General features: G+C 69.6%; 24 protein-coding genes and 5 pseudogenes. 7 read left to right on the top strand and 22 right to left on the bottom strand.

The annotated features are described in order from the left end of the window. The 12 genes and pseudogenes from FEF34_RS04565 to FEF34_RS04505 form a co-directional block, all read right to left on the bottom strand. On the bottom strand, positions 1-846 hold the full coding sequence (locus tag FEF34_RS04565) for a class I SAM-dependent methyltransferase (RefSeq protein ID WP_138051971.1): 846 nt from the start codon (positions 844-846) through the stop codon (positions 1-3). Positions 847-906: 60 nt separating this feature from the next. After that, positions 907-1,836, bottom strand: coding sequence for a DUF2797 domain-containing protein (locus tag FEF34_RS04560; protein WP_138051970.1), 930 nt, complete (start codon positions 1,834-1,836; stop codon positions 907-909). A 36-nt stretch (positions 1,837-1,872) separates the two neighbouring features. Further along, positions 1,873-2,565: a dTMP kinase gene (locus tag FEF34_RS04555; protein ID WP_138051969.1), complete on the bottom strand. Its 693-nt coding sequence runs from the start codon at positions 2,563-2,565 to the stop codon at positions 1,873-1,875. Further along, positions 2,562-3,641 carry a hypothetical protein gene (locus tag FEF34_RS04550; RefSeq protein WP_138051968.1) on the bottom strand — a complete coding sequence of 360 codons (1,080 nt, stop codon included), beginning with the start codon at positions 3,639-3,641 and terminating at the stop codon, positions 2,562-2,564. Before FEF34_RS04550 ends, FEF34_RS04555 begins: the two co-directional genes overlap by 4 nt. Continuing rightward, the gene (folE, locus tag FEF34_RS42575) at positions 3,638-5,092 is read right to left on the bottom strand and encodes a GTP cyclohydrolase I (protein ID WP_234042269.1); all 1,455 of its coding nucleotides are present in this window, start codon (positions 5,090-5,092) and stop codon (positions 3,638-3,640) included. The genes FEF34_RS04550 and folE overlap by 4 nt, the downstream gene beginning before the upstream one ends. A gap of 59 nt (positions 5,093-5,151) precedes the next feature. Beyond that, a complete protein-coding gene (locus FEF34_RS04535; protein WP_138051967.1) occupies positions 5,152-5,898 on the bottom strand; it encodes a 7-carboxy-7-deazaguanine synthase QueE in 747 nt (248 codons plus the stop codon). Next, positions 5,895-6,305 (bottom strand): 6-pyruvoyl trahydropterin synthase family protein, encoded by a 411-nt coding sequence (locus FEF34_RS04530; protein ID WP_138051966.1) that lies wholly within the window; start codon positions 6,303-6,305, stop codon positions 5,895-5,897. The genes FEF34_RS04535 and FEF34_RS04530 overlap by 4 nt, the downstream gene beginning before the upstream one ends. 51 nt (positions 6,306-6,356) lie before the next feature. Further along, entirely contained in the window at positions 6,357-6,824 is a 468-nt protein-coding gene (locus tag FEF34_RS04525; RefSeq protein ID WP_138051965.1) for a DUF6082 family protein, read from the bottom strand. Positions 6,825-6,903: 79 nt separating this feature from the next. Next, the gene (locus tag FEF34_RS04520; protein WP_138051964.1) at positions 6,904-7,479 is read right to left on the bottom strand and encodes a DUF6624 domain-containing protein; all 576 of its coding nucleotides are present in this window, start codon (positions 7,477-7,479) and stop codon (positions 6,904-6,906) included. Further along, a complete protein-coding gene (locus FEF34_RS04515) occupies positions 7,476-8,039 on the bottom strand; it encodes a hypothetical protein (RefSeq protein ID WP_138057279.1) in 564 nt (187 codons plus the stop codon). Before FEF34_RS04515 ends, FEF34_RS04520 begins: the two co-directional genes overlap by 4 nt. 385 nt (positions 8,040-8,424) lie before the next feature. Further along, positions 8,425-8,604, bottom strand: a pseudogene (locus FEF34_RS42570) (helix-turn-helix transcriptional regulator); the annotation flags it as partial. Positions 8,605-8,630: 26 nt separating this feature from the next. Next, complete coding sequence (locus FEF34_RS04505; RefSeq protein ID WP_138051963.1) at positions 8,631-9,863, bottom strand: cytochrome P450 family protein; 1,233 nt, start codon at positions 9,861-9,863, stop codon at positions 8,631-8,633. Between the two features lie 413 nt (positions 9,864-10,276). On the opposite strand from FEF34_RS04505, the gene FEF34_RS44475 reads away from it, so the two are divergent. Then, positions 10,277-10,663: a hypothetical protein gene (locus FEF34_RS44475; RefSeq protein WP_456113533.1), complete on the top strand. Its 387-nt coding sequence runs from the start codon at positions 10,277-10,279 to the stop codon at positions 10,661-10,663. Between the two features lie 386 nt (positions 10,664-11,049). On the opposite strand, the gene FEF34_RS04495 is transcribed toward FEF34_RS44475, so the two are convergent. The 6 genes and pseudogenes from FEF34_RS04495 to FEF34_RS04470 all read right to left on the bottom strand — a co-directional run bounded on the left by FEF34_RS04495 (position 11,050) and on the right by FEF34_RS04470 (position 14,992). Then, a complete protein-coding gene (locus tag FEF34_RS04495; protein WP_138051962.1) occupies positions 11,050-11,640 on the bottom strand; it encodes a GTP-binding protein in 591 nt (196 codons plus the stop codon). Further along, positions 11,618-11,974, bottom strand: coding sequence for a DUF742 domain-containing protein (locus FEF34_RS04490; RefSeq protein WP_138051961.1), 357 nt, complete (start codon positions 11,972-11,974; stop codon positions 11,618-11,620). The genes FEF34_RS04495 and FEF34_RS04490 overlap by 23 nt, the downstream gene beginning before the upstream one ends. Then, positions 11,971-12,381, bottom strand: a complete 411-nt coding sequence (locus tag FEF34_RS04485) for a roadblock/LC7 domain-containing protein (protein WP_138051960.1) — start codon at positions 12,379-12,381, stop codon at positions 11,971-11,973. Before FEF34_RS04485 ends, FEF34_RS04490 begins: the two co-directional genes overlap by 4 nt. After that, complete coding sequence (locus FEF34_RS04480; protein WP_138051959.1) at positions 12,378-13,850, bottom strand: sensor histidine kinase; 1,473 nt, start codon at positions 13,848-13,850, stop codon at positions 12,378-12,380. Before FEF34_RS04480 ends, FEF34_RS04485 begins: the two co-directional genes overlap by 4 nt. 89 nt (positions 13,851-13,939) lie before the next feature. Beyond that, positions 13,940-14,266: pseudogene (locus tag FEF34_RS04475) on the bottom strand (trehalase-like domain-containing protein); the annotation flags it as partial. A 228-nt stretch (positions 14,267-14,494) separates the two neighbouring features. Further along, on the bottom strand, positions 14,495-14,992 hold the full coding sequence (locus FEF34_RS04470; protein WP_234042268.1) for a DUF6415 family natural product biosynthesis protein: 498 nt from the start codon (positions 14,990-14,992) through the stop codon (positions 14,495-14,497). A gap of 190 nt (positions 14,993-15,182) precedes the next feature. Between FEF34_RS04470 and FEF34_RS04465 the strand changes: the two genes are divergently transcribed. After that, positions 15,183-16,571 carry a Tat pathway signal protein gene (locus FEF34_RS04465; protein WP_171052815.1) on the top strand — a complete coding sequence of 463 codons (1,389 nt, stop codon included), beginning with the start codon at positions 15,183-15,185 and terminating at the stop codon, positions 16,569-16,571. Between the two features lie 72 nt (positions 16,572-16,643). After that, on the top strand, positions 16,644-17,141 hold the full coding sequence (locus tag FEF34_RS04460) for an SAM-dependent methyltransferase (protein WP_138051958.1): 498 nt from the start codon (positions 16,644-16,646) through the stop codon (positions 17,139-17,141). 280 nt (positions 17,142-17,421) lie between these two features. Here FEF34_RS04460 and FEF34_RS04455 read toward each other — a convergent pair whose 3' ends face one another. Continuing rightward, a complete protein-coding gene (locus FEF34_RS04455) occupies positions 17,422-17,763 on the bottom strand; it encodes an ATP-binding protein (protein WP_234042267.1) in 342 nt (113 codons plus the stop codon). Positions 17,764-18,041: 278 nt separating this feature from the next. On the opposite strand from FEF34_RS04455, the pseudogene FEF34_RS42565 reads away from it, so the two are divergent. The 3 genes and pseudogenes from FEF34_RS42565 to FEF34_RS04445 all read left to right on the top strand — a co-directional run. Then, positions 18,042-18,269 (top strand): annotated as a pseudogene (locus FEF34_RS42565) (helix-turn-helix domain-containing protein); the annotation flags it as partial. Positions 18,270-18,425: 156 nt separating this feature from the next. Then, complete coding sequence (locus FEF34_RS04450; protein ID WP_234043053.1) at positions 18,426-19,445, top strand: hypothetical protein; 1,020 nt, start codon at positions 18,426-18,428, stop codon at positions 19,443-19,445. Beyond that, on the top strand, positions 19,442-20,323 hold the full coding sequence (locus FEF34_RS04445; RefSeq protein ID WP_138051954.1) for an aminoglycoside phosphotransferase family protein: 882 nt from the start codon (positions 19,442-19,444) through the stop codon (positions 20,321-20,323). Before FEF34_RS04450 ends, FEF34_RS04445 begins: the two co-directional genes overlap by 4 nt. Here the strand turns inward: FEF34_RS04445 and FEF34_RS04440 are convergent. After that, complete coding sequence (locus FEF34_RS04440; protein ID WP_138051952.1) at positions 20,316-22,223, bottom strand: recombinase family protein; 1,908 nt, start codon at positions 22,221-22,223, stop codon at positions 20,316-20,318. The genes FEF34_RS04445 and FEF34_RS04440 overlap by 8 nt on opposite strands. A 201-nt stretch (positions 22,224-22,424) precedes the next feature. Here FEF34_RS04440 and FEF34_RS04435 point away from each other — a divergent pair. Beyond that, a pseudogene (locus FEF34_RS04435) lies at positions 22,425-22,766 on the top strand (MBL fold metallo-hydrolase); the annotation flags it as partial. Positions 22,767-22,991: 225 nt separating this feature from the next. Here the strand turns inward: FEF34_RS04435 and FEF34_RS04430 are convergent. Next, positions 22,992-24,430: pseudogene (locus tag FEF34_RS04430) on the bottom strand (NF041680 family putative transposase). A 100-nt stretch (positions 24,431-24,530) separates the two neighbouring features. Beyond that, positions 24,531-25,307, bottom strand: coding sequence for a transposase (locus FEF34_RS04425; protein ID WP_138051950.1), 777 nt, complete (start codon positions 25,305-25,307; stop codon positions 24,531-24,533). Positions 25,308-25,450: the final 143 nt, after the last annotated feature.

The raw sequence follows: 25,450 nt of genomic DNA, 5'->3' as shown, positions 1-25,450 counted from the left end.
TTAGGCAGCGGCCTCCGGCCGTTGGGCGACGACGACGAGCCAGCTCGTTACGGCCGGGGCATCGGGGGTCGTCATGGCGTAGGCGGTGTCGAGGATCTGCATCCGCTGGGCGTGGGTGAAGTCGCCCTCGGGCCGCGCGAAGACCGGGATGGACAGCCACGCCTTCTTCTCGGCCATGGTGCTGTGCTGGGCGGTGACCTCTGTGCCGACGACCGTCAGTCCCGCCGCGGTCAGGTGCTCGGTGACTGTCTCCAGCGGCAGCTTCGGCGGCCTGTCCGCATCACGAGGCGGTGGGGTGTAGCCGTGGGCCTTAGCGGCGACTTGGCGGATGAGGGCGTTCAGGGAAGGCCCGGTGCGGGCGGACAGCTCGTCGGGGTGCCGGACGCCGGCGAAGCCACCGCCGATGTTGAACACGAAGTGCCCGCCTGGGCGCAGGATGTGGGCGACGGCCGCGAACACTGCGGCGGTATCGGTCTTCCATATCGCGGAGTTGCACACCACGGCATCGGCGCTGCTGGCGTGGAGGTGGTCTGCGAGCCGTTCGGCCGGGGAGGTGATCCAGGTCAGACGGGCGTCGGCCAGGGTACGGCGGCCGACTCGCTGCATCGCGGCGGCGTTGTCGACGGAGACGATCCGGGCGCGGGCCGGGATCAGGTCGAGGATCGCGCGGGCGGTCGCGCCGGCGCCGCCGCACAGGTCGACTACCAGGCTGGCGTTGGCCAGATGGCCTCGGCGGGCGAGGTCGCGGCTGGTCGCGTTGTACATGGGGTGGGCGCGGGTGAAAGCGCCGTACGCCTCGGCGTTGCTGTCCTCGTCCCAGCCGAGGATGGCGTCGTGGGGTGCCATGTTTGTGTGGCCTCGCTTCTCAGGGCGGCCCGGCAGTGCAGGCTGGACGTTCGGGCAGGGTCAGAAGAGCGCGGACTGTACGGCGGCAGGCGGTGAGGAGAACTGTGCGCCGAGGACGATGCGTCGGCCCTTGAGAGTGCCGAGGTCGAGCAGGTAGGGCAGTTGTTCACCGTCGCCGTCGAGGGTGGCGAGGACCTGTGAGCCGAGGCAGGAGAGCACTGTCAGTCCGTGTTCACCCGCGCGTGGGTCGTGCGGGTACAAGGCGCGCCCGGTCTCCGGCGTCCGCAGCAGGTCGCCTTCGCCGGGCGGCGTCCACGGCTCCGGCGTAGCCGGGACGTTCAGGCCGCTCAGGGCCTCGGTGGCGCGGTCGAGGTGCTGCTGGTGGGCGGCGCGGGCCGGGGCAAGGTCGCGCAGCTCGGCCAGGGCCGTCAGCTTGGCCGCGGCTCGCACGGTCTGCGTCAGGCCGAGGCGGCGAGTGAGGGCATCCTCCAGAAACCGCACGGCGCGGCCGTCAGGACTCCGGGCGAGGTAGGTGGCGATCAGGGCCCCCTGTTCTTCGAGGCGGGAGCGCTTACGGGGTTCGGCCGCGGTGCCGATCTTGGTGGTGCCGTCGGCGAACGTCGCCAGGTACAGCCAGTGCGGCTGGGCCATGTACGCCGCCAGGGCGTCGGGAACGTGCCCGCCGGAGTGGAACCGGTGGGCGAAGCGGAAGTCGTCCTGGCCAACGCAGCCCGCGCACTGGCCGCCGGACTCGGCCGGGGCCCGGTCAGGGCAGGCGACTGCCTCGACGCGGACGCGGTCGGCGAACCGGTACCGGCCGGTGCACCACCGGCCAGTACCGCTCACCTGGTAACCCAGGCGCCTGCCCGTGACCGGGGCGTAGACAAGCGGTCCGCCGGTCACGGGGGCGAGCAGAAGACGGGGGTCTCCGCTCGCCCAGGTGATGCCGTGGCAGACGTATGTCCCGCTGGCGGGCAGGGCCTGGTCCATGGTGCGTTCCTTGTCGATCGGGGAGGGAGGGCCGGGTCAGACGGTCAGGTGCAGACGGTCGGCCAGGGCAGCGGCGGCGGCCTTGAAGACTTGGTCGCGGTCCAACTGGGCGACGTCCATCGTCAGCCAGGTGCCGCGCTCCGCCTGTTCGCGCATCTGGTCCAGGACGGCGTCCTGGTAGCGGATGAAGTCCTCGTCACCGCCGCCGGCGTGGCCGGCCTCCAGGGAAGTGAACGAGCCCTTGCGGACGAGAGCCTCGCGGGCACCGATGTTCAGGAAAAACACCAGGTCCGGCTTCGTCAGATGCGCGAAGACCTGCTCGCACAGGCGGGGGGAGACCTCGGGGTTGACCGCGTACCGGGCGAGGATCTTGTGGTGCGCGTTGTCGAGGATCACGTGGGTGCCCGCGGCGAGGGCCGGCTGGATGACGAGCCGGTCCTGCAGGGTGTACCAGGAGGCCAGGGCCAGCAGCCAGTAGTGGTCGCCGCATGCCTGGGCGACGCGGGCGTCGCGCCGGTAGACCAGCTCGTTGAGGCGGTCGAGGTAGGCGGACAGCTCCGGGTCCTGGGGGACGTCGGTGCTGTGCTTGCCGATGAGGACTGCCGTGTGGCCGGCGTCGTTGAGGGCCTGGTGCAGGCGGGCGGCGAGGGTGGACTTGCCGGCCCCGTCACCGCCGACGAAGGTGATCAACTTCCCGGCTGCGGTGGTGGTCGGCGCGTTCGCCGTCATCTGGATTCTCCCAGGGTGTGGGTCGGGCTGGCGGTCAGGCGGCCGGTGATGATGGTGCGGATGCGGTCCACCAGGACGGCGCGCTGGCGCAGGACGTCGCTGTGACGCTCATTGGACAGGTCGGCGGGATAGTGGGTGGCGAGGTTGTTGGAAATGACGTGGAGGTAACCGAATCTGATCCCCGCCTGGCGCGCCGCCGCCCCCATGGGGCCGATCTCCGGGTCGACGAAGGCGTACGAGGCGGTGTGCTGGAGAAGCCAGTCGCGGTTCTCCAGCAGGATCGACGGGGAGGAGACGTGCAGGCCGCTGCGCACCCCGTCGTGGGCGGCGGCGTAGCCGCCGAAGAAGTCGTCCCAGCTCACCATCGCCCCGCGCACCAGGCTGGTGTTGCCGGTCGCCAGCCAGGCGTTCGGTTCGACGCCCGGGGTCAGTGAGCCGACCTTGCCGACGTAGACGACATCGCCTGCGCCGAGTTCGGCAAGGCGCGCGACGACCCGTCCGGCCACGTCTCCCCAGATGCTGTGGAGGAACCCGAGGTAAACCACGCGACGGCCCGCGACCTCGGTGCGCTGCCAGGCGTAGCCGGGCCCGCGGGTCCACACTCCGTTCTCGGGAGCGAGGTACTGAAGGCCCCAGCCGACGATCACCAGGTCGCCGTCCAGCTCCAGGCCAAGCGAGTTGAGCGCCGTTCGGCACTCCTCCTGCTCGGGCGGCTGATAGGTGACGGTGTCGGCCGGGCGGCCGGTCATGGCCAGGTACGTGGCGATGATCAGGGCGTAGTGCTGGACATAGTCGGCTCCGGGGAACGCCTTGACGACGAGGTCACGGCCGTGGACCTCTGCGGTGGGCCGCTCGATGTTGAACAACTTCCCGGTCTTCTCGTACCGGGAGGCCACCGCCGTGCGGTCGTAGCCGCCGATGACGCGGATGCTGTCCCAGTTCTGGTCCTGGATGAGGTGGTGGACCTTGATCTCCAGGTAGCGCAGCAGCCTCGCGTGGGTCATGGTGTGCCCGGCCGGCTCGATCGGGGCGGCGCGCAGGAGCCCGGGGGCGGGGTCGGCCAGTAAGGGGGTCATCGGTGCTCCTCGGCGATCGTCACGGTGCTGCCGGCCGCCGAGCGGACGACGGAGATGTTCTTCCGGATGAGGTCGAACCGGTCCTCGGGGATCGGGCCGAGCTTCTCGATCCGGGGCGTGGAGGGCTTCTCGTACGGCCCTTCGGGCAGCAGGGCGACGCCCATCGCGCCGAGGATGACCGGGGCCGCGCCGTCCACGGAGGAGATCCACTCGTGCTCGCGCTGCTCGATCAGCTCCAGGTGCCCGGTCCGGCCCAGACCGAGCAGCCGGTAGACGAGCAGATCGTCGACCAGGCCGTGGTCCTGCAGGTAGGCGGTCGCCACCCAGCGGGTGCGGCACAGCTGCTCGTCGGGATCCGGACGACGCGAAGCCGGCAGGGCGATGGACCCGGCCCAGTCGCTGGCCACGAAGGCGTCGTAGGTGCGCAGCCACTCGTCATCGTCCGCGGCGTGCAACACCGCGCACAGCCGGAATGCATCGCCGGACAGCTCCCGGATCTCTCGCGCGGCCTTCTCGCTCGCCTTCAAGGTCGCGGCCCCGTCCCGCATGACGTCCGGCAGGATGATCTCCCTCGCGGACACCGCCAGCGCGGCTTCGACGAGGCTTTCCGCCGGCAGGGCGTGGCCGAGGTCGAAGAGCCCGTTGTCGACGATGATCTCGGCGCCGCGCTCGGCCTCGCGAGCGAAGAAGCCCCGGTAGGTCTCGTCGGACAGCACGTGTTGGGCGGCCACGTGGTGGACGCGGGCCGGCTCCTGGGCGACGAAGTGCTCCAGGTAGGCAGGCGGAGCGATGACGGAGAAGTCGATGCCCGTGGTGCCGATCACGGCGCCCCCCCACAGCCCGGTGGTGAGGGTGAGGAACTGCTGGGAAAGAACGGGGTCGGTACCGAAGCGCCCGCCCGAGTGCACCGTGGTGGTGCGGGCCTTCTCCATCCGTACGCCCCGCATGCTCATGCACAGGTGCACGCCGCGCACGGCGACGGCGACGTCCTCGTGTCCGATCACGCCGTTGAGGTATTCGGCGACCTGGCGGGTGAAGCGTTCCTGGACCTGCAGTCGGCCGGCAAAGTGCTGGGCGATCCGCCCGAACTTCGACAGGCCCACCACCTCGCCGTCCGGCACGTATCCGGCCGTGACCTGCAAGTTCATGGGCAGCATGTGGTGCTCGCAGAGCGACCACACGCTCATACCGCCCACGATGACCAGCTGACCGCCCAGCTGGGACTCGGTGAAGCAGGTGGCCGTTGCGGCGCCGTCCGGGGACAGGAAGGCGTTCCACCAGGCCGCGACGCGGTCCGGCGTGCCGGTCAGCCCCTCGCGGGCGGGGTCCTCGCCCAGCTCGGCCAAGAGCTGGTGGATCAGGCCGGCGACCCGGCCGGTGTCGATAACCGCAGCGGGCCCGGGGACGGCGGCGGTCGGCGCCGCTGCCGGGCTGGCGATAGAGGTCGTCATGGGCGTCTCTCGTTTCCGGGGACTGGGGGAACGAACGGATGGGGCGTGGTGGCGCGCGGTCAGCGGCCTCGGGCGTCCGCGAAGGCCAACACGTGAAGGCGGGTGGTGAAGTGCCAGTGCCGGGCTGCGACCGCGTCCGCGAGGACCCGGGTGGTCGCGGTGATCACCTCGTGGGTGGTGCCCTCCGGCATCACCCACACCGGCGCGAGCCTGTGGGCGTCGGCCAGCTCGGCGATACGGTCGAGGTCGTCCGCCGTGGAAGCGACGAACTTGAACGCCGCCCGCCCGGAGGCCACGAACGCCTCCAGCGCGGCTGGCACGATGCTCTTGGTCTCCTTGACGCCGAAGCTGGCGAGCTTGGGCGAGACGTTGAACCGGACCCCGTCGGCCACCAGCTCGGGAGCGGGCGCGATGGTGCCGTTCGTCTCGAACTCGATCCGCTTGCCGGCTGCTATCAGTCCCCGGACGAGAGACACCAGCCGTGCCTGCTGGATCAACGGCTCGCCGCCGGTGATAACGACCAGTTCGACCGGCGAGGACGCGGCCCAGGCCACCAGGTCCGCCACGGACCGCTTCGTAGACTCCTTGCGCGGATCGAACTGGGACCAGTCCCAGGTGTACTTCGTGTCGCACTTCGTGCAGGTCAGGTTGCACCGGGACAGGCGGATGAACAGAGCAGGGTGCCCGCAGCTCGGTCCCTCACCCTGGAAGGTCGGCACCTCAGCACCGAAACACTCCGCGACGATCAGGCGGGATTCTCCTTCGTCAGCCGTCGGCTCGTCAGTGATCGGCTCGGATGCGGTCACCGTCCCTCCACATCGAAGCGGGCCCAGCTGCTCTGGGTCTCGCGGACCAGGACGGCGACCAAGCGGCCGGGGATGGTGGGCTGAAGATTCTGGATGAACCACCAGGCCAGGAATTGAGCCAGGCGCTCCGAGGTCGGCTCGAAGGGAAGAATCTCGTGCAGGTTGTGATGGTCGAGTTCGGTGTTCAGGAACTCTTTGAACGGTGTGAGTGCCCCGAAGTCCGTGACGAAGCCAGGCTCTTCCAGCGAGGGGGTGGTGAGGATGACTTCGACCTCGTAGCTGTGCCCGTGCTGGCGAGAGCACTTGTGGCCTTCCGGCAGCGCGGGCAGCCGGTGGCCAGCCTCGAAGCTGAACGTCTTCCCGATGGTGAAATCACCGGCCGGAAGTGGAATGGTACGGAAGTCCATCGGATTCCTTCACGAGTTGAGGACGAGGTTGCCTTGGCGGGGTGAGGTTCATCAGACGGCTGCGGGCTGAGCCCGAGGGTGGCTCTTCGCGGCCAGGTCCAGCACCCGGGTGAAGTGCTCGGCCCGCTCGTCGCCCTCGGCCTCTCGGGCGCGGAGGTCGCCGAAGTGGTGCCAGTAGCGCCGGCAGACGTCGCTGCTCATGACCACCGAGGCGAAGAACGGCAGGTGCCCGTCGCGGACGAAGCCGAGGCGGTCGCGGAGGCTGAGGGTGCAGATGAGCTGATTGGCCCTGAGTAGCTCCATGTACTCCTCGACGCCCATGTCCTCGGGCGTCCAGAGCTTGGCGAGGTCGGGGTTGGTGGACATCTGCGCAAGCCAGTCGAGCTGGTTGCGGGCGACGACCGCCTCGTTTCGCTCGGCCTGGTGCCGGGCGTCCTGCCTGAGCCGGGCGGCTCCGATCACGGCGGTGGTGAGGGAGAGGGCAGCACCGGCGGCGAGGATGGCGGTGGTGAGCTTCATCTGTCAACGGCCCTTTCAAAGAGCGGAGTTGCAGCCGTGAGGCCGACTGGACTGGTCGAGAATCCGGGGTTCCGCTTCTTCACGCGGCCCCCGCGAGGACGACGGTCGGGGCTTCATCGGCAGAGCCGTCAGGCGTGTACCGGCGGCGCACCGCCTTCAGCGCGACGGCGATCGGTGGCAGACCGACGGTGGCCCTGCGTGTGTCGACGGACTCCGGCGCGCGCAGCGGGCACAGCTCGATGCCGTCGGCGCGCAGCAGGAGCTGGGTGCCGTACTCCTGGTCGCGCCCGCTGGTGACGAGGGCGCGGTCGTGCAGGTGCGCCCAGTGCTGGACCAGTGCGTCGCCGGCCTGGACCGCACGTCCCAGCAGGGTGGTGGCGGCGCGTTGGAAGTCGGGTTCGTCGTCGCTGTGCAGGGCGATGCTCCACGCGGCGCGGGCCGCGTCGGGGCCGACGAGGCGGTGGCCGGGCCAGTCGTGCTCGGCCAGGATGCGGCGCAGCACCTTGGTGTTGGCGTGGTCGGTGTGCCGGCCCTGGCCGAGTTCGACGGCGTCGAGCTGGTCGCGCACGCGCTTGGCCCGGTGTGCGGCCGATTTCGTGGCGCGGGCGATCAGCTCACGGGCGAGGTCGGGCCGCTGCGGTTCGTCGACGGTCACGCGCTGCTCCGATCATCCGGGGCCGGCTGAGGCGTGTGGACCTGACAGTTGATCAGCGCGCGGAGCCCGGGGCGGTGCTCGGCGGGGAGTTCGAGGCGGGCGACTCGATCGCCGTCGCGTCCCGGGCCCGATCCGCACACGTCCCAGCTGGAGTCGGCGAAACGACGCAGGAGGGCAGCGAGGGGTTCGGCTTCGAGGGCGTGGCGGGCCAGGGCCTCGGCCCGTACGACGGGGAGGTCGATTCGGGCGGCGAAGTCGGACGCCCACAGGGTGATCAGGCGGGTGATGTCGTCGGACTGGCCGGGCAGGGTGTGGATGCTGTGGAGGAAGAGGCAGGGCCCCTGGCCCCATCCGAGGTCGGGGTCGTGCTCGGGGATCATGCAGGCCAGGAGCCTCCCGTCCTCGAACAGACCGGCGGACATGGTCTGCGGGTCGCGGAACTGCGCGGGGATGTCGGCTCGGGCGGGTACGGGCAGGCCGTGCAGGGTGAGCCAGTTCTGGCGGTCCTGGACGAGGGCAGCGGCTTCCTCGCGCTCGGCCGCGGTACGTAACATGCGCATCTCGTAAACGGCGGCCGGCGGCGTCTGGGTGAACGGGACCGGGGCGGAGCGGTCCTCGATCGCCGTGGGGGTCGCGGGCCGGGTCACTGGGTCGCCCGCTTCGCGTCGTGTGAGCGGCTCCCTCGGCGGGCAGCAGGTGCCAGCTGTGCGCGAGCACCACCAGTTCGGTGGCGTCCTGTGATCCCGTGTCGGCGAGGAGCTGTTCAAGTGCGGCGCGCAGGTCGGCTGGGGCGAGGCCGGCGGCGAGGGCGATGTCCCGGGGCAGGCTGTGTTCGGCGGCGGCCGTGAGCAGGCTGAGCTGCTCGGGGCTGAGATCCTGAGCAGGCCGCGGCGGTGTTGGGGCAAGGATCTGGCCGGAGCCGAGGAGGCGGTGGGCGACGACGGCGAGGGAGCAGCGTTCGGGACAGGCCAGCTTCCAGCGCACGGTGCGCAGCGTGGAGCGGACGGTGTTCGGCTTGAGCTGGGTGACGGCTGCGATCTCGCGGGCGTCCAGGCCCTTGATCACGTGCTGGGCGATGCGCCGTTCGGACGGGGTGAGAGGCTGTGTTGTGGCGAGCGTGGTCATGGCAAGGGTTCCTCGTTGAGGGCCGGTCAGTCGGTCGTCGTGGGGCGCAGCAGGACGGGGACGCTGGTGTGCCCGTTGCTGATGAGGCTCGGCAGGCGCTGCAGGTCCTCGCGCTGGGTGGCGAGCCGGGCGTGGGGGAAGCGCTCGAAGAACAGGCGCAGCGCGGTGGCGACTTCGAGGCGGGCCAGCGGGGCGCCGAGGCAGAAGTGGACGCCGTGCCCGAAGGCGAGGTGCTCCTTGCTGATCCGGGTGGCGTCGAACAGGTCGGCGTACTGGTGCAGGGCGGGGTGCCGGTTGGCGGCGGCGTACGAGGCCAAGACGGCGTCGCCGGAGCGGATGGTCTGCCCGTCGGGGAGCGGGATGTCGCTGAGGGCGTAGCGCAGGGGCAGGTGCTTGACCGCGGGCTCGTGCCGCAGGGTCTCCTCGACGATGTCCTGCCAGGTGCACCGTCCGTCCCGCACGTGAGTGAGCTGGGTCGGGTCGGACAGCAGGGTGGTGAGGGCCTGGTCGATGACGTTGACGGTGGTCTCGTACCCGGCGCTGATCATCAGCAGGAGCGTGTCGCGCAGCTCGGCGTCGCTGAGCGTGGAACCGTCGCCTTCCTCGTCGCGGGTGGCGATCAGCAGCGAGGTCATGTCCTCGCCGGGGACGGTGCGCTTGGTGGCGATGAGGGCGTCCAGCAGGCCGTAGAGGGCGGCGGCGTTGGCCGCCTGTTCCTCGGCGGTGAGGTGGGTGGCGAACACGTTGTCGACCACGGAGCGGAACTCGGCGCGCTGGCCGGCGGGGACGCCCATGAGCTGCCCGATGACGGCGATCGGCAGCGGGTAGGCGAGGTGCTCGCGCAGGTCGGCGCTCTCCCCGGCCGGGAGGCCGTCGAGGTCGTCGAGCAGGCCGGTGACCAGGGTCTCGACGTCCGTCTGGAGGGCGGCGGTGCGGCGGGCGGTGAGGGCGGGGGCGACCATGCGACGCAGGCGGCTGTGGTTGGCGCCGTAGGCGGTGAACATGTTCTCCACCGCGACCCACAGGGCCAGCGGCCAGGTGGGAACGGTCTCGGCGAAGGCCGGCCAGTGGGCGCGGCCGTCCTTGGAGACGTCCTTGCTGGTGAGCAGCCGCTTGAGGAGCGTCGGGTCGGAGACGGACCAGGCGCGCACGCCGAGGATGTCCACGAGGGTGGCGGGGCCGCGTTCGCGCAGGGCCAGGTGTTCGGCGTCCGGGTCGCTGCCGGTGGGGTCGAGGACGAGTATCTGCTGTTCGGGCACGTCGGGGTCTCTTTCAGCTGGTGGGGAAGGTGACGGGCAGGGTGACCAGGGAGCGGTGGAAGGGGCCGGGGCGCCAGGTGAGGTCCTCGCGGCGGGCGGCGAGGTCCATCTCGGGCAGGGCGTCGAGGATGTGGAGGATCGCGGTCTCGGCGATGAGGTAGGCGTGCGAGCTGGCCGGGCAGCTGTGCGGGCCGGCGCCCCAGGCGAGGTGGGCGCGGTTGCCCAGCGGCGCGCCCGCCGAGGTCGGGGTCGTTGTTGCAGGCGGCGTAGCTGATGACCACCGGCTCGTCGGCCGGGAGCAAGTAGCCGCCGACGTCGGCGGGCCGGGGCGGGTAGCTCATGGAGAAGTTCGCGAGCGGCGGGTCGCGGTAGAGGACGGTGTCCAGGGCTTCGCGGACGGAGGCGTCGCCGGCGTGCAGGTCCCCGGAGAAGTCGGGGTTGGTGAGCATCTCCAGGAGCGTGTTGGTGATCAGGTTGGTCAGCGGTTCGATGCCCGCGCCGTAGAGGGTGATGAGCTGCTGGCCCATCTCGATGTCGTTCAGCCGCGCGACGTGGACGAGGAGCCTGCTGGTCACGTCGTCGCAGGGATGCGCGCGGCGCAGGGCGACGAGGTCGGTGACGGCCTGGGCGAGGATCTGGTTGCCGATGGAGGCGTTGACCCCGTCGAAGATCTTGGACATGCCGTCCGCGATCCGCCGCCCGATCTCGTCGGGGCAGCCGAGCAGGTGGCTGAGCGTTTGGAAGGCGAGCGGCCAGGCGTACTGGGCCAGCAGGTCGGCCTTCCGCTCGGCAGCGAATGAGCTGATGGTCTGGGCGGCGACCTGCTCGACGTGGTCACGCAGCGCGTGCTGGTCGACGGCCTGCAGCGCGGCGGAGTTGGCGGCGCGGTAGCGGGTGTGCTCGGCGCCGGCGGAGCGCAGGGCGTTGCGCCGGTACTCCATCATCGGCCGGATGGGGCAGGTGTCCGGGACGGTGGTCTGCCACCGGCGCGGGTCGGCGGGAAAGCGCTGCGGGTCGCCGAGGATACGGCGGGCCGCCTCGTAGCCGACGACCAGCGTGGCGGGCACGCCGGGCGCCAGGTCCACCGGCACCAAGGGCCCGAACTGCTCGCGCATACGCTGGTAGAAGGCGTGCGGGTCCTGGGCGAAGTCCGGCTCGTACAGGCAGATGCGCGGGGTCGTGGTGCTCACGGTCGGGGCTCCAAACGTGCGAGGTATTCGGTGAGCTGGATCAGGGCCTGCATGCACGACGCCCGCTCGCGGGCGTCGCACACGCTCAGCGGTGTGTGTCCCTCCAGTGCCAGCGCCTCGTGGATCTCGGCGAGCGGGTAGCGGGGTGCGCCGTCGAACTGGTTGACCGCGACCGCGTACGCCACTTCGGCCTCTTCGAGGAGGGCGAGGATCTCGTGGGAGGCGTCCAGGTCGCGGGGGTCGACCAGGACCAGGGCGCCGAGGGCGCCGACGAGCAGCTCCTCCCACAAGAACCGGAACCGGGCCTGGCCCGGGGTGCCGAACAGGTACAGCACCAGGTCGTCGCCGAGGTGCTTGCGCCCGAAGTCGACGCCGACGGTGGTGGTGGACTTCTGCGGCGTGCGGGCCAGGTCGTCGACCAGCGCGCTGGCCCGGGTGATGGTCTCTTCCATGTGCACGGGCGGCACTTCGGAGACGCTGCCGACGAAGGTGGTCTTGCCCACGCCGAAGGCTCCGGCGACCACGATCTTCGCGGTCGCCGTCACCGTCGGCGCGACGAACCGGTCAGGCGTGAGCGCGGAGGCCATGAAGGACCCTTTCGATCAGTGAGACGGGCGGGCGGTCGGCGTCCTGGGCCTGGGCGAGGGTCATCAGTCCGAGTCCGATGAGGTCGGCGACGAGGATGCGGGTGGTCGAGGGCGGCAGGGCGAGTTCGGAGGCGATCTCGGCGACGGCCAGACCGCCGCCGCGGGCGCCGGCGAACAGGGCCAGCAGGCGGCGTCCGTCGGCGTTAAGTCCGGGGTGGGTGCCGGTCGCGGCGAAGACCACGCTCTCCAGGCGCACGTCCGTGCTGGGGCGGGTACGTCCGCCCGTGCGGACGTAGGGCCTGACCAGGTCGGGATCCTGCCGCGGCCTGCTCATGCCGGCGGTGCTTCCACGCTGCTGGTCACCCGGGTCTTGACGCCCAGCTGGTCGCCGAAGCTGCCCGCCAGCCGCAGGGCGGCCTCGCTGATCACGCCGATGTCGGCGTTGGGGCTGCTCGTGCGGACGGCGAGCATCGTGTTCTCCCCGGCCGGGATGAGCAGGGAGATGTGGCCGACCGACTCCATGACGAACTGGCGCACGCCCCCGCCGCCGGTCTCACGGTCGAAGGCCCGCGACGCCGCCCACAGCGTCGAGGTGATCGCGGCGATCTTCTCCGCCTGCTCCTGCGGGAGTCGGGGCGTGTAGTCCGGGCTCATGCCGTCGGCCGCCACGAGTACGGCGTACTCCACGCCGTCGGTCTCCTCCAGGCGCTCCAGAAGCCAGCCGATGTTCTTCTCGCTCATGCCTCGTGTCCTTGCTCGTCAGGGGTAGGGGAGGGGGCGGCGTCACGTTCGGCGCGCGCCGCGTGGGTGCCGCGGGCCCAGGCGGCGATCACGCTCGCGCGTCCCGGCTCCGCGTTGACCGGGCGGCGGGCGGGAGCAGGCGCCGGGGTGCCGCGCCGGTGGCGCCGTGTCAGCCCGCTGGCCGTCGTCCCGGTAGCGCCCAACGCAGCGAGGCGCTCCTCTGCCGGCGGGTGCGCCGGGAAGGGCTCCGGTCCTGGCGCGGGCGGGGCCAGTGCGAGACGGCTCTCTGGGACGGGGGCGAGCGCGCCCTGCGGGACGCTGTGAGCCGCCTGCGCCTGCGCCTGCGCCGGCGCGGGCGGGGGTGCGGCCTCGGCCGCGGTGGTGAGGAGGTCCTGGGGCAGGGTGAGGAGCGCGCGGGTGCCCAGCAGGGCGTTGGGGGCCTGGACATCGACCCGGAAGCCGTAGGCGCGAGCGAGGACGGCGGCGACCCGGAAGCCGGTCTTGGGCAGGGCGCCGAGCTGTGTGATGTCGTCGGTGCGCTGGCCGGTGAGGACGTCCCGTGCCTCGTCGAGCTGCTCCGGCGTCATCTGCAGGCCGCTGTCGTCCACGATGACGGTGACCCCGTGGTGGCCCTGCTCGAAGGAGACGTGGACCCGGGACTGCGGCGGGGAGAACCGCAGCGCGTTGTCCAGCAGGAGAGTGAGGGTGTGCACCACGGGCCCAACGACACGGGTCTTCACGGCGAGGGGCAGCTCCTGCGGTGCCACCCGCTGGTAGTCCTCGACGTACCCCATCGCGGCCCGCACCACATCGGTCAGAGTCGTGGTGGTCCAGTGCCGGGTCAGCTTGCCGCCGGCCAGGACCGTCCAGCCCTGCGCGACCAGCAGCGTCTGCTGGACGGTGCGGTCGATCCCAGCCAGCGTCTCGAAGGCGGCGTCGTCCTGGTGCTCCCGGACCCCCTCGCTGACCCTGCGGCTGGTCCTAGCGGCCATGCCCACCAGCGCCGACGACACACTGCGCACCGCGGCCTCGGTCGACCGTACGGCGTTCGCCTGCACCCGGGCGATCTCCGCTTGCGCGTCGGTGTGCACACGGCGCAGCTCCTCCGCTCCGCGCCTCTTGGCCTGTTCGATCTCCTGGTGCGCGGCGTACTGGATGTCGCGCACCATGGCCTGGGCGAGTCCGACGGTGGCCTTGACCACGAGCTCAAGCCGCCCGCCGACCGCGGTGCCGGCCAGCTCCAGCGCCAGAACCGGCGGAGCAACCCGGCCGCCGGCCCTGTGAATCTGCGGCAGCACCTCGTGGACCAGCCGGTCCAGGGCCTGCTCTGCGGCCCGCTGTTCTCGGGCCAGGAGATGTGCCTGCTGTCGTGCCGCGAGCCAGCGGCGACGGGTGAGCCAGGCTGCCGCTCCGGCGACGACGGCTGCGAGGGCGAGCAGGACGAGGGTCGTGATGGCGAGCGTGCTCATCAGGCACTCGCCGCCACGAGGACGTCCGCCTCGGCCGCAAGCGCACCCGCGCCGAGCCGCTGCAGCAGGAGCGCGGATCCGATGACCCCGATGTGGCTGTACTGCGGCGCTCCGTTGCGCGGCGGCATGAAGTCGGTGACCGTCACGCTGCCGGAGGAGGTCGTCCACACCGTCTCCAGCACGAGGGACTCGCCGACATGGCGCCACTCGGCGCTCGCCGCGGCGCCCTCCTGGTAGGCGGCGGGGGCTATGCGCCATGCCCTGTGCCTCTCCGAACCGACCAGGGCCGCGAACGGGGCCGGCGAGTCGAAGCGGGGCAGGCACAGCCAGTCGATCGAACCGTCATCGCAGACGTGGGCGCTGGTCTGCATGTCGCTGATCAGGCCGTACTGCTCAATGCGTGGAAGCCGTTTCATCGTGTGGATCTCCGTGAACCCCGCGGGTCCGGGGTGGAATCGGGGCCGCTGCAGCGGCAGGGAACGGTGGGCAGAAGGCAGGTCGGTGGTCACTGGGGTGAGCGGGAGCGTTACCGGGCGGCGGCAGGTCCTCCCCGGCTCGAGCCGGGCCGGCGGTGCGCTCGCCGCGAAGCACCAGCCAGGCTGTCGGCCCGAAGACCAGAGCAATCACGACGGCACCGGTCACGGTCATGTCCGCGGCATCGAAGTGGCGAAGACCAAGCAGGCCAGGGCGAGGGCGAAGACGGCTCCGCGCCCCATGTTGACCGTCGGCCTCGGCCAACGCCGCCCGCCCTTCACACTGATCGGCCCGGGCCCGACGCGTTCCACGTAGGCCATCAGCTCCTGGGTGGCCTCGGCGAGCCTGACCAGGTACACCCGGCTCGGCACGTTGTCCTCGGGGATGCTGTCGGAGCAGAGCCGCTGCGCGCGCAGCAGGGCGGGAATCCCCGGAGCGGTCCGTGCGCCCAACTGGGCGATGTGGCCGCGCAGAAGGCGAACTAGGTCTTCCACATCGGCCGCATTCTCGGGCAGCAGCGAATCCTCGCCCAGCACGAGCGTCACCGTCTCCGACGCGGCCACCACGTGATCGCGCTCCGGCGTCGGTGCCGCGGTGACGGGCGCTCCCCGCCCGCGCCCGCCCACGAGCTGGCTGGCGCCTCGGCGAGGGTCCAGCGAAAGGCGCATGACACAACTCCTGTTCGTATCAAGCCAAAGTGAGCCGAGATCGCCGGTCGGAGCCGACGGCTGGCGTGCGAAGTGAGTGATCTGGCAGCTACGTTGAGCGAACCGTGAATCCCGTCCGAGGGGTATGCCTGCGCGGACGGGAAGGCCGCCAAAGGCGCCAAAGATCATTTCGGAACCGAGGGGGCAGTCCATGGCCCGTGAACGCAACGTCGCCCTCGCCGCACTCCTGCGCGAAGCAGGCTGGTCCCAGCCGCAAGCCGCCGCCGCTGTTGCCCGCGTGGCCGCGGAGTGCGGAGTGCGGGAGCTGGAGGCGATCTCCCGCTCGCACATCTCCATGTGGGTGCTCGGCACGAAGCCAAGCGGCAGAGCGCCGCATATCCTGCGAGAGACGCTGTCCCGCAAGCTCGGCCGCCGCCTCACCCTGGCCGACCTGGGGCTGGAAGAAGAGCCGACAGGCACGACCGACACCGGATCCGACTGGAGCGTCGACCCTCTGACTGCACTGGCCGAGCTGGGAAGCGACGATCTCGACATGCACCGACGCAAGCTGCTGGCCACCGCCGCGTACTCCGCCGCCGGCCTCGCCCTGCCTACCACGTCGTGGTGGGCAGCTGCCCCCGCCGCAGCGGCGAGCCGCCGACCGGCCTCCTCGCGCTCGGTGACCCAGGCCGACGTCGACGACGTCCGCGACCTCACGGTCTACTACTCCGCGCGCGACCAGCAGCGAGGTGGTGCATCCGGCCGCAAGGCCCTCGCCAGCCACCTGCTCGACGAGGCGGTGCCGCTGCTCGGCGGCCGATTCCGTACAGATCAGCTCCGCGGCGACACGTACTCCGCGGTCGCGGAGATGACGTACCTCGCCGGCTGGATGGCCTTCGATGCCGGCGAACACCGAACCGCCCAGCGCTACCTCACCATCGCCGCACGGATCGCGGCGGAAGCCGGAGACGGACCGCTCGGCGGCCACGTCCTGCGCGCCCTCGCCCACCAGGCCGTCGACCTCGGGCACCCACGCAGGGCGCTCGCCCTGGCCGACGCCTCGATGTCCCGAGACCGCTACGGCAAGGCCAGCCATCGCGAGAAGGCGCTGCTGGCGATCGTCCACGCCCGTGCACTCGCGGCCGACAACGACCGCGCTGGCACGCTGGCGGCCATCAGCCGTGCGGAGCGGGATCTCGCCCGCGCCGACGCCAACGAAGCGCCTGCCCGCGTCGGCTTCTTCCAGGAAGCCTCCCTCGCCCACGAGACGGCCTGCGCTCTGCGCGACATAGGTCAGCCCCTCGACGCGGAGATCCACTTCAAGCGGAGTGTGGCCACGCGTCGGCGTCAGCAGTTCGCCCGCACCCACAGCGTGACGCTCGGCTATCTTGGCGCCGTCCAGGTGCTGAGGGGAAATCTCGACGAGGCGTGCGCAACCTGGAACGAAGCACTCGACGCCATGACGGGCGTCCAGTCCGGCCGGACTCGTGACGTCATCGTCCGCATCCAGAGCGACCTCTCGCCCGTCCGGCAACGCGGAGGCCGCCATGTCACCGAGCTGGACAGCCGGGCACGCGGCCTGCTCCGGGCCATAGGCTGATCGCGACGCGGACGCTCGATGCCCCACGGTAGCCCGCAGACCAGCATCGCCTGAGGAGAGGAACCAGTACCGGTGACGACGTACGAGGTCGAAGCGGTCGCAACGGTCGTTGGCGGCCACACCCGCGTTCAGGACGACTACCAGGGCGGGGTCGAGTCGGTCATCCGGCTCAACGAGGCATACCCCCTCGAAACTCTCCAGGGTATCGACGAATTTTCCCACTTGACGGTGACGTGGCGCTTCCACCTGGCGCAGCTGGAAGACGTCCAGCTCCACGCCCGTAGCCCCCGGGGCAATTCGCAGTGGCCGGCGACTGGAACCTTCGTCCACCGCAACCACCGGCGCCCGAACCAACTGGCTGTCAGCTACCCGCGGCTGCTGGGTGTGGAAGGCCGGGACCTTCGGGTGACGGACCTCGACGCGGTCGACGGGACACCGGTTGTGGACCTCGCCCCGTATTTCCAGAAGATGGGGCCCCGAGGCACCGTCCGCCAGCCGGCCTGGCCGGGTGAGATGCTCGCCGACTACTGGCGCGACGCAGCGGAGCGCCCGGATGCAGGCTTGCCGTAACTCCACGACGCTGGAGCCCCTGCGGGCGTACATCACGCCCTGCCCGCGGGGATGCGGAAGGTAGACCAGGAAGTACGAGCGTCCTCGCTAACGTCTCCCTCCCAAAAGAGGTTTCGCGCGAGGGCCGTGCCCCCACCTGAAGCTGCTTTCGAGTCTTCCGAGCTCAGCGTCGCTGACGATGGACCGCCGTCGGCCTTCGCGTCGGCCCTGAGGAATGGCGGCGAGTGCCTGCACATGGTGGTGGTCCTTTCGGGTCTCGTCAGAGGCAGGGAGGTTGCGACTACGCGGAGTGCAGAATCGTGGCCCAAACGTCTTTGCCGTGCGCAGTGGACGAGCAGCCGCATCTGTCGCTGAGCTTCTTGATCAGCATCAGACCGCGACCGCCCTCGTCGTTGTCGTCGGCCAAGACGGGGACTGGGAGCCAGGGGTGCGGGTCACTGACGCACAGGAAGACCCCGTCGGGGGTGCGGGTGAGGACGACCTTCACTGGAACCGAGGACTCGTCCTCCTTGCGGGCGTGCTGGAAGGCGTTCGTCAGTAGCTCGGATGCAGCGAGAGTGACCCGCCAGTCGAGTTCGGTAAGGCCCCACAGACGTAGGCACGCACTGACGAGGTCACGCACGCCCGAGACGGCAGCGGCTGTCAGCGCGACGTCGATTTCGCATGCTCCGGAACGCGTTCGGACCGCAGCGCTTGTGCCGTCCGTAACGGGCGGTTGCGCCTCCATCAGGTCTGCCTTCACGGGGAGTCCCTCGTTCGACGAAATCTCTCCAACCGGCGCCGGATGCGGTGTGTACTGGGGTGGCGGCCGTGAGCAACCATTGAGCCAGGCCGACAGAACTGCGTGCAGATCTTGATTCGGAAACCTCGAGATTCCGTTTCGCGAGCGAGGAACAGCCCATGCCAAGACCCGAGAAGCAGTTGACTCCGGACGCGTCTCCGCGTGACTGGTTCGGTCATGAACTGCGGACCTGGCGCAAGAAGCGTGGCCCTCTCACGCACGCTGAGTTGGGTACGAAAGTGCAGGTCAGCGGTTCACTCATTGAGAAGATCGAGAAGGGGACTGCTACCTGCTCGAAGGACTTGGCTGAGCGCTTGGACGAGGTCTTGCAGACGGGTGGAGTCCTTACCCGGGCGTGGGGGATGGTGTTCGGGCAAACGGAAAAACCCGGCCCCGAAACGGAAAGTGCGCCCCCTGGCAGGGCGGAGGCGTCGGTTCAGATCCCTGAAGGCCGCATCCTGGGCAGAGGTAGTACAACACCTCCAAGCGGGAGCCCTGCCTCTGTGGACCGTCGCGCCTTCCTCGCTACGAGCGGCCTTGCCGCCATCGCCCCCATAGACCTCGTCCACCTCGTGACCCCAGCCGCCCCCCGGGAGATCCCGACTCAGATCCGCCCGCGAGAGATCGGGCAGCTGGAGTCGCTGGCCGATGTCATCCATCGCCAGGACAACGAGTACGGAGGCGGCGGCGCGGTGCGCGAACTCGCCCGCGGTGCCATCATGTGGGGCGCCTCGCTGCTGCCGGTGCCCTGCCCCGAGCCCCTGCGGGCTGAACTCCTAGCCTCTGTAGCCCGGTTAGGGATTGTCGTCGGCGCCTCGCAGTTCGACGCGTACGCCCACGATGATGCCCGAGTCAGCTTCCGGCTAGCCGCTGAGTGCGCGGAGGAAGCCGGGGAGTGGCACCTGCGCGCCAAGACGTACTCGTTCATGGCCCGGCAGGAAATCTGGGTCGGAGATCCGGATACTGGCCTAACCCACGCAGAGAAGGGTCTGGTGCGCTCCGACCGACTTACCGCGACCGAGCGTGCCATGTTGCACACCGCACGCGCCCGCGCCTTCGGCAAGATGCGCGACGTAGCCAACACCCTGCGCGCGGTCGGAGAAGCCGACGCCGCGTTCGAACAGTCCGATCCGGCACAGGATCCGCCGTGGATGGCCTACTACGACTACGCCCAGCACCACGGCGACACCGCCCACGCGCTGTTCGATCTCGCGGTCCACGCGGACCAGGACCCCGGGCAGGCGGCCCGCCGCTTCGAAATCGCGGTGAAAGGCCACAGCAACGCCTTCGCCCGCTCGCGCGCCATCTCCGAGACAAAACTCGCTTCCCTGGTCATGGCCAAGGGCGACGATCCGCGGCACGCGGTCGTGCTCGGCCACCGAGCGCTGGACGACGTCGGAAGGCTGACCTCCTGCCGGGCCGCCGAGGACCTGCGGGAACTCGCCCGGTTCGCAGGCCGGCACCGGAACCTCCCCGAGGCCAGCGACCTGCGCGAGCGCATCGCGGCTACGGTGCAGGCGTGACCACTTCGCCCACGCCCACCCAAGCCGTACTTGAGGAGGCGTGCCTCGCCGCCGGCCTCGACGCGACCAACGCCCAACCGATACGGATCGCTGAGAACGCTATATGGCGTCTGCCCGGGGGGATGGTGGTCCGTATCGCTCGGCCCGGCCAGTCTGCCGCCGCAACGCGCGAGGTTCAGGTCGCCCGCTGGCTGGCAGCCAAGCGCGTGCCCGCTGTACGTGCCCTCGACCTGCGCCAGCCGGTATCAGCTAGCGGGCACCCGGTAACGTTCTGGCAAGAGCTGCCGCCACACGAAATCGGTACCGTCACCGACGTCGTCGTGCTCCTTAAGCAACTGCACGCCCTGCCGAAACCAGACCTGCCGCTGGGTGAGCTGGACCCGTTCGTCCGGCTGGTTGAGCGCATCGACGCAGCGAGCACAACTTCTGACGACGACCGGCAGTGGCTGAGCAGCAGGCTTGAAGATCTCAAGCGGCAATGGGCTTCGAGGCCGAAGGGCCTGCCGGAGTGTGTAGTCCACGGGGATGCATGGGTCGGTAACGTGGCGCGCACCGAGGCCGGCCCGGTGTTGATGGACTTCGAGCGCGCTTCGTTTGGCCCGCCGGAGTGGGATCTCGTGTCGACCGCAGTGAAGCTCACGACGACCGGCGCGGTGTCTGGCGAGGAGTACGCCGTGTTCTGCGAGACCTACGGCGTTGACGTCACGGAGTGGGAAGGGTACGAACTCCTCGCTGGCGCACGCGAGTTGCGTATGACGACATTTGCCGCGCAGCACGCTGCCAGCCGCCCGGAGTGGCGGCGCGAGGCGCAATACCGCATTGACTGCTTGCGCGGCCGGGCCGGGGCGCCGCCGTGGCGATGGAAGGGAATCATGTAGCTTCTTCCCCCCCCCCCGCCGAAGGCGAGGCCAAGATGGCGTCGGGAGCGTGAAGCGGCGGGCAACATAGCCGACGATCGCCGGTTAGCCAAACCGGCGATCCCGGAGAGCATTGATGGTCGTGGACGGCTGCTCCTGAAGGTGGAGCGGCGCAGCCCGAATTTGACCATGGCTGCCGCCTCAGGGCGGCTGCCGAACGCATCGCACAAATCTGGAGAACGGCTTGAAGGTGTTCGTCTATGAGGTGAGTAGGACTGGTGAGCGAAAGCTCGTAACCGTGACAGAGCGCTGCAGCCAACCCCGCCGTACTCAGTGCGGCGGAGCTTCTGGTGTTACAGCTTTTCTTGAAGTAATCGTCCTTCACGACCAGTCGGCTCTTCACGTCGTCAGGTATGAGGAGGTCGCAGTACTTTTGGTGAACCACGAATGTGATGCCAGCTCGTAGAAGGTCCTTTTCCATCTGGTCCGTCCCAAGCTTGGCCCAGTGCTGGCGGTAGGTCACGCCCATAGACTGGTACGTCCAGCGGTCCTTCGTGCTCTCCGGGTCAATCCTCTTCAGTTCGGCGCCGAGCTTCTGGAGTGCTTCCTTCGCTTGCTCCTGGATGAACCCCCCGACTGCGAACACGCCACCGGGAGCGAGACCGTCCATGTAGTGCTTGATCGATGCCTGGAGCTCCGTGACACGGGCCAGGTTCTCCGCGCCCCGGGCGTACTCGCGATGGATCACCTCGAAGTCGCCCAGCTGATCAAGGACGGTGTCAGCGAGGACTCCGTACATCTCGTCCGGGTCGAAGACCGGGGCTCCGCACGGCTCCCTGGTGTAGGACGAGCACCGCAGCTTCGGATACAGCTTGACCGTGCCGTCTGACCGCTTCTTCGTCGATATGTGCTTGTACATGTTGGCGTCGCACGTGCCGCACTTGATCACACCGAGGAACAGCGACAGCTTCTTCCCCTTGGGAGAGTTACGCCCGTGCTTGGCGTTCTGCTTCAGCCTGTCCTGGACGGCGTCGAATTCTTCGTCAGTGAAGATCGGAGGGGCGAGCCTGATCGGCTGACCGTCAGTTCCATAAGCGATGCGCGAGATGTCCTTGCTCTTCGCTTTGGGGGGCCGAATCACCCGCACGCCCTTGAGTGCGGGGTTCGTCAAGATCGCTGTCAGATTCCTCGCGTACCACCTCCCGCCGTTGGGCGCGGGAACACCCGCTCGGTTCACGATCTGCGTGATCTTGTACATGGACCGGCCGCGCATGAGCATGGCGTAGATCCACCGGAGTACCCGCTTGCGGAACGGGTGCACGACCAGCCTGCGCCCGTCGGGGCCGTCCTCCGTCGTGTAGCCGTAGGTCGGCTTGCCGATTACCCACCGGTCGGTGGTCCGCGCGTACTTCCACAGGGACTCTAGGCGCACGCCGGTATTCGCGGCCTCGATGCGCGCCATGCCAGCGATCATCGTGACCATCATTTCGCCGTACGCGCTGTCGAGGTCGATCGGATCCTTGTCGGCCGCGAGCACCTTGTCGTACTCCCTGCACCACTCGATCATGAGGTGCAGGTCGGATATCCGGCGTACAAACCGGTCGAGCTTCCAGAAGAGAATCTGATCGAACTCGGGCGCTCGGTTGTTGATCCAGTCGCCCAGCTCGGGGCGCTTCCACGGCGGAACCTTCGTCGCTGAGACGTTGAGATCCCGGGCTACCCCCACGACACGACAGCCGCGGTTCACGGCGAAACGGCGAAGATCCAATTCCTGTCGGACCGGGGAGGTCGTCTCCTCAGTCAAAACGGACAGGCGAATCGAGAGCAGGGCCCTTGGGGCGTCTGGCGGGAGCAGGGATTCCCTCTGCCTCAGGTCCTCCAGTTCCCGCAGCTCAGCAGGGGACCACTCAACGTCATGCACTGGCCAATCCTAACCATCGGGGTCACAAACGATGGTTCTGGGGCAGTTCCACCTTCATTTCGGTAATGCAGGCATCACGGCGCGTGCCTGCTGGGTGAGATCCACATGGGCTGACGGCTGGGTGCGCGCGCAGAGCGTGTGGACCGGGACCCATAACCGCACGGCTGGATGCTCGGCACGGCGTGTATAGAACGAGGGGTCGACATCCACATGACTCCGGCCGAGGGCGTGCGGGCCCATCTGGACCTCCAGGGCGGGCGGCCGTCCGGGGTGGTACTGCCGATCCACTGGGGCACGTTCAACCTGGCTCTGCATGCGTGGGCGGAGCCGGGGGAGTGGACGAAGGACGCGGCCGAGGAGGCCGGCCAGGCGGTGGCGTTCCCGCTGCCCGGTGAGCCGTTCGAGCCGGCGGGGAAGCTGCCCGAGGAGCCGTGGTGGCGGGCTGTGTCCCATCCGATCGCTCACCCGTGGCGGCGTCCGCGGGGTGCTGAGAGCGCGGCCGAGACGCGCAGCGGCGATCTCGACCTCGCGGGCGAGCGGTGACGTCGAGCGGGGACGGCGCGTCTGCTGCACAGCAGCGATGTTCAGCGTTTCCTGCGTTCGCGCAGCTGTTGCCGACCGCCGGGTTCAGCAGCTGCGCTACTGCGGTGTCGTCGACGGCGGCTACATAAGCCCGGGCAGTCCGGCCGTCGACGACAGCGTCATCGTGGACATCGACGGAGTTCTCGTCCTGGCGGATTCCGAGAATCAGGACGCCACTCTTGGCGTTTATGCAGCCTGCCGCTTTGAGGCGGACTGGGCAGTGTCCGATTTGCTTTGCTTTCCGACGGGGTGCTCGCGGGCTCGGCGCCTGTTCTTCGACCCCGCGGGTCGACCGGGGCCTGCCGTGCAGGGTTTCGGTGCACCGGCTGGTTGAGGTGTCTTCCCGTGGAGGCGGCGGAATCCTCGGCGGACGCGGGCGGGGGTGAGGCGGCCGGGCCGGGCGGATCGTTCCCAGGGCCTGCGGAGGTCCTCGGCCAGCGGCCGGGCGAGGCGGAGTTGGGTGTGAGCTGCGATGACCAGCCAGGTCCAGTGGTCCGCCGCCTCGGGGGTGCGGAGCTTCGGGCGGGTCCAGCCGAGCGTCTGCTTGATCATCCTGAAGGTGTGTTCAAGATCGAATCTTCGCAGGAACGCGTGCCAGACCCGGTCCACATCCGCGGCCGTGGCGTCGACGCCCGACCACCATAGCCACACCGGTTGGGATCGCGGTCCCCAGGCAAGTGATCGACCTGCAGGCGAATCACCGTTCCTGAGATCACCGGGAGTTCGCCCGCGGGGTAGTCGGCCCATGCCGAGCGTCGGCTCAGCAGCGGATGCAGCCGGTCCCAAGCGGTGGCGACGGCCTGACCATATCGGCTGGTCGCGCTGGTGGTGGTGCGGGCCGGTGCAGGCCAGGTGTTGTCGTGCCTCGAATTTGAACTCCGCCCCGCGCTTGGGCTTGCGCCCGACCTTGCCCGGCGGCTGCGGCGGGGGCGGGAAGTACAAGACCCGGACAGAGCGCATCCGCCCCAGCAGCTCCACTGGCATATCGGCCAGCAGGAAGGAGAGACGGGTGACGTCTTAGCCGGCGTCGAGGACGATGAGAACCGGCAGATCCCCCTCCCGCCAGTGCTCTTCTGCGCGTAGCCGCTCGACCACCTCGCGCAGTTGCGTGGCGGTCACGGCGGTCTCGTCGTCGCCCGGCCCGAGTCGGACCGCGTCCAGCAGCGCGGTCCAGGAGGTACGGCCATCTCCAGGGCGGCCACGATCGAGTACGGCCAGCCCGGGATCATCTGCGCCGAGCCCCTGCCCCGGCCGTAGGTGTGGCAGAACAGCCGCTCCGCGCTGGTGGCCGCGTCCGGCCGCAGCCAGTTGCTGACATCGCAGGCCAGCACGATCCGTCCGTCGGCCGCGCGCGGCAGCGGCAGGCCGGCCGACGTCCGGCGCAGCCGCGTCACCTCCAGCCGTCCGTGATTCAAGGCTCCGTACAGTGCTCCGTGCCCTCGCCGGTGCTCGGGCGCCAGCGACAACTCGACCAGCGTCTTGACCGGACCCTCCGTGCATGGCAGCGCGTCGGTCAGCTCGAACAGCGCATCCGCGCGGGCGGGCAGACAGGCGTAGAAGTCGGTCCGGGACCGGGACAACACGGTCAGGGACTCGACGTGGGCGGCATCGTCCAGCAGACTCACCCTCACGGCCTTTGTTGTGATCAACGTCGACTTCAGCGAGAAGACATGATCACGCAAAGGCCGCCCTGCTGTCTGCAGAACGACGAAGCCCGTGGTCAGCTCACCGCGCTGACCACGGGCGGACCTTAAACGCCAAGGGCTTGCAGAGAATCAAGGTGTTGCTTCCCGTGCTGTGGCTCGTTGGTGTGGTATTGGCGATCCATGTCGTCAGCAGGGTCTGGCCGATCCTTCCCTCGCCCAGCAGTGCGGTCCACATGGTGGCGAAGTGCTCCTCGGTGAGGTCCGCTCGGTTGCGCAGCAGGTGCCGCCTGACTTTCCACTCCGGGTCACTGGCGCGTCCGCGTCGGCCACGCGTCTCGGCGGTGGTGCGGCGCCGGACCGTGGACAGCATCTTGTTGGCGAGTTGGACGACGTGGAAGTGGTCGACCACGACGGTGGCGTGCGGGAGACCGGTGCGGACTGCGGCGCGGTAGGTGGTCGACATGTCGATGCCCAGCACCTTCACCTCGGGCAGCGGCGCCTGGGTGACCTCGTGTGCGACGGTGCGGAAGGCGTCCATCACGGTCGGCCAGGACAGGTGCAGGTCACGGGCGGTCTGGATGACGGTGGAGGCGGCGTCGCGTATGCGCCGCCCGGCGGCACTGCGCAGTCGCATGGTGATCCGTGCGCCGGCCGGTATCTGCGGGATCTGCTCGGTGAAGGAGCGGCGCGGGCAGCCGGGCTCCCGGCACCACCAGCGGCGCTTGTGCCAGCGGAACTCCAGCCCGCTCTCGCCGTACGGCAGATCGCCGGGCCGGGTCGTCGCGGAGCCCTTCACCCGGGTGGCGAACACCCCGCACTCGGGGCAGGCCCGTGCCCTGTCATCGGCCGTGGCCAGATGGACCCGGCGTGCCCCGTCCGCTAGGAGCGTGGGTCAGTAAACAACTGCTGGAATGCCGCGCCTCGTGGTGAAGTACGGCTGCCGAGCGCTGCTCTTGAAAAGGCGTGGCTGCCGGGCAGCCGTGATGCGGAAATCGGTCC

It is taken from the genome of Streptomyces marianii, from assembly GCF_005795905.1.
GTDB classification, from domain to species: domain Bacteria; phylum Actinomycetota; class Actinomycetes; order Streptomycetales; family Streptomycetaceae; genus Streptomyces; species Streptomyces marianii.
This window is presented reverse-complemented; position numbering and strand designations above follow the sequence as displayed.

Bases quoted from the DNA above. Each gene is read 5' to 3' on its own strand.
- FEF34_RS04515 (WP_138057279.1), bottom strand. From the start codon at position 8,039: ATGCGCATGTTACGTACCGCGGCCGAGCGCGAGGAAGCCGCTGCCCTC.
- FEF34_RS04530 (WP_138051966.1), bottom strand. From the start codon at position 6,305: ATGGACTTCCGTACCATTCCACTTCCGGCCGGTGATTTCACCATCGGG.
- FEF34_RS04485 (WP_138051960.1), bottom strand. From the start codon at position 12,381: ATGAGCGAGAAGAACATCGGCTGGCTTCTGGAGCGCCTGGAGGAGACC.
- FEF34_RS04555 (WP_138051969.1), bottom strand. From the start codon at position 2,565: ATGACGGCGAACGCGCCGACCACCACCGCAGCCGGGAAGTTGATCACC.
- FEF34_RS04470 (WP_234042268.1), bottom strand. From the start codon at position 14,992: ATGCGCCTTTCGCTGGACCCTCGCCGAGGCGCCAGCCAGCTCGTGGGC.
- FEF34_RS04480 (WP_138051959.1), bottom strand. From the start codon at position 13,850: ATGAGCACGCTCGCCATCACGACCCTCGTCCTGCTCGCCCTCGCAGCC.
- FEF34_RS04525 (WP_138051965.1), bottom strand. From the start codon at position 6,824: ATGAAGCTCACCACCGCCATCCTCGCCGCCGGTGCTGCCCTCTCCCTC.
- FEF34_RS04465 (WP_171052815.1), top strand. From the start codon at position 15,183: ATGGCCCGTGAACGCAACGTCGCCCTCGCCGCACTCCTGCGCGAAGCA.
- FEF34_RS04565 (WP_138051971.1), bottom strand. From the start codon at position 846: ATGGCACCCCACGACGCCATCCTCGGCTGGGACGAGGACAGCAACGCC.
- FEF34_RS04495 (WP_138051962.1), bottom strand. From the start codon at position 11,640: ATGGCCTCCGCGCTCACGCCTGACCGGTTCGTCGCGCCGACGGTGACG.
- folE (WP_234042269.1), bottom strand. From the start codon at position 5,092: ATGACGACCTCTATCGCCAGCCCGGCAGCGGCGCCGACCGCCGCCGTC.
- FEF34_RS04490 (WP_138051961.1), bottom strand. From the start codon at position 11,974: ATGAGCAGGCCGCGGCAGGATCCCGACCTGGTCAGGCCCTACGTCCGC.
- FEF34_RS04560 (WP_138051970.1), bottom strand. From the start codon at position 1,836: ATGGACCAGGCCCTGCCCGCCAGCGGGACATACGTCTGCCACGGCATC.
- FEF34_RS04550 (WP_138051968.1), bottom strand. From the start codon at position 3,641: ATGACCCCCTTACTGGCCGACCCCGCCCCCGGGCTCCTGCGCGCCGCC.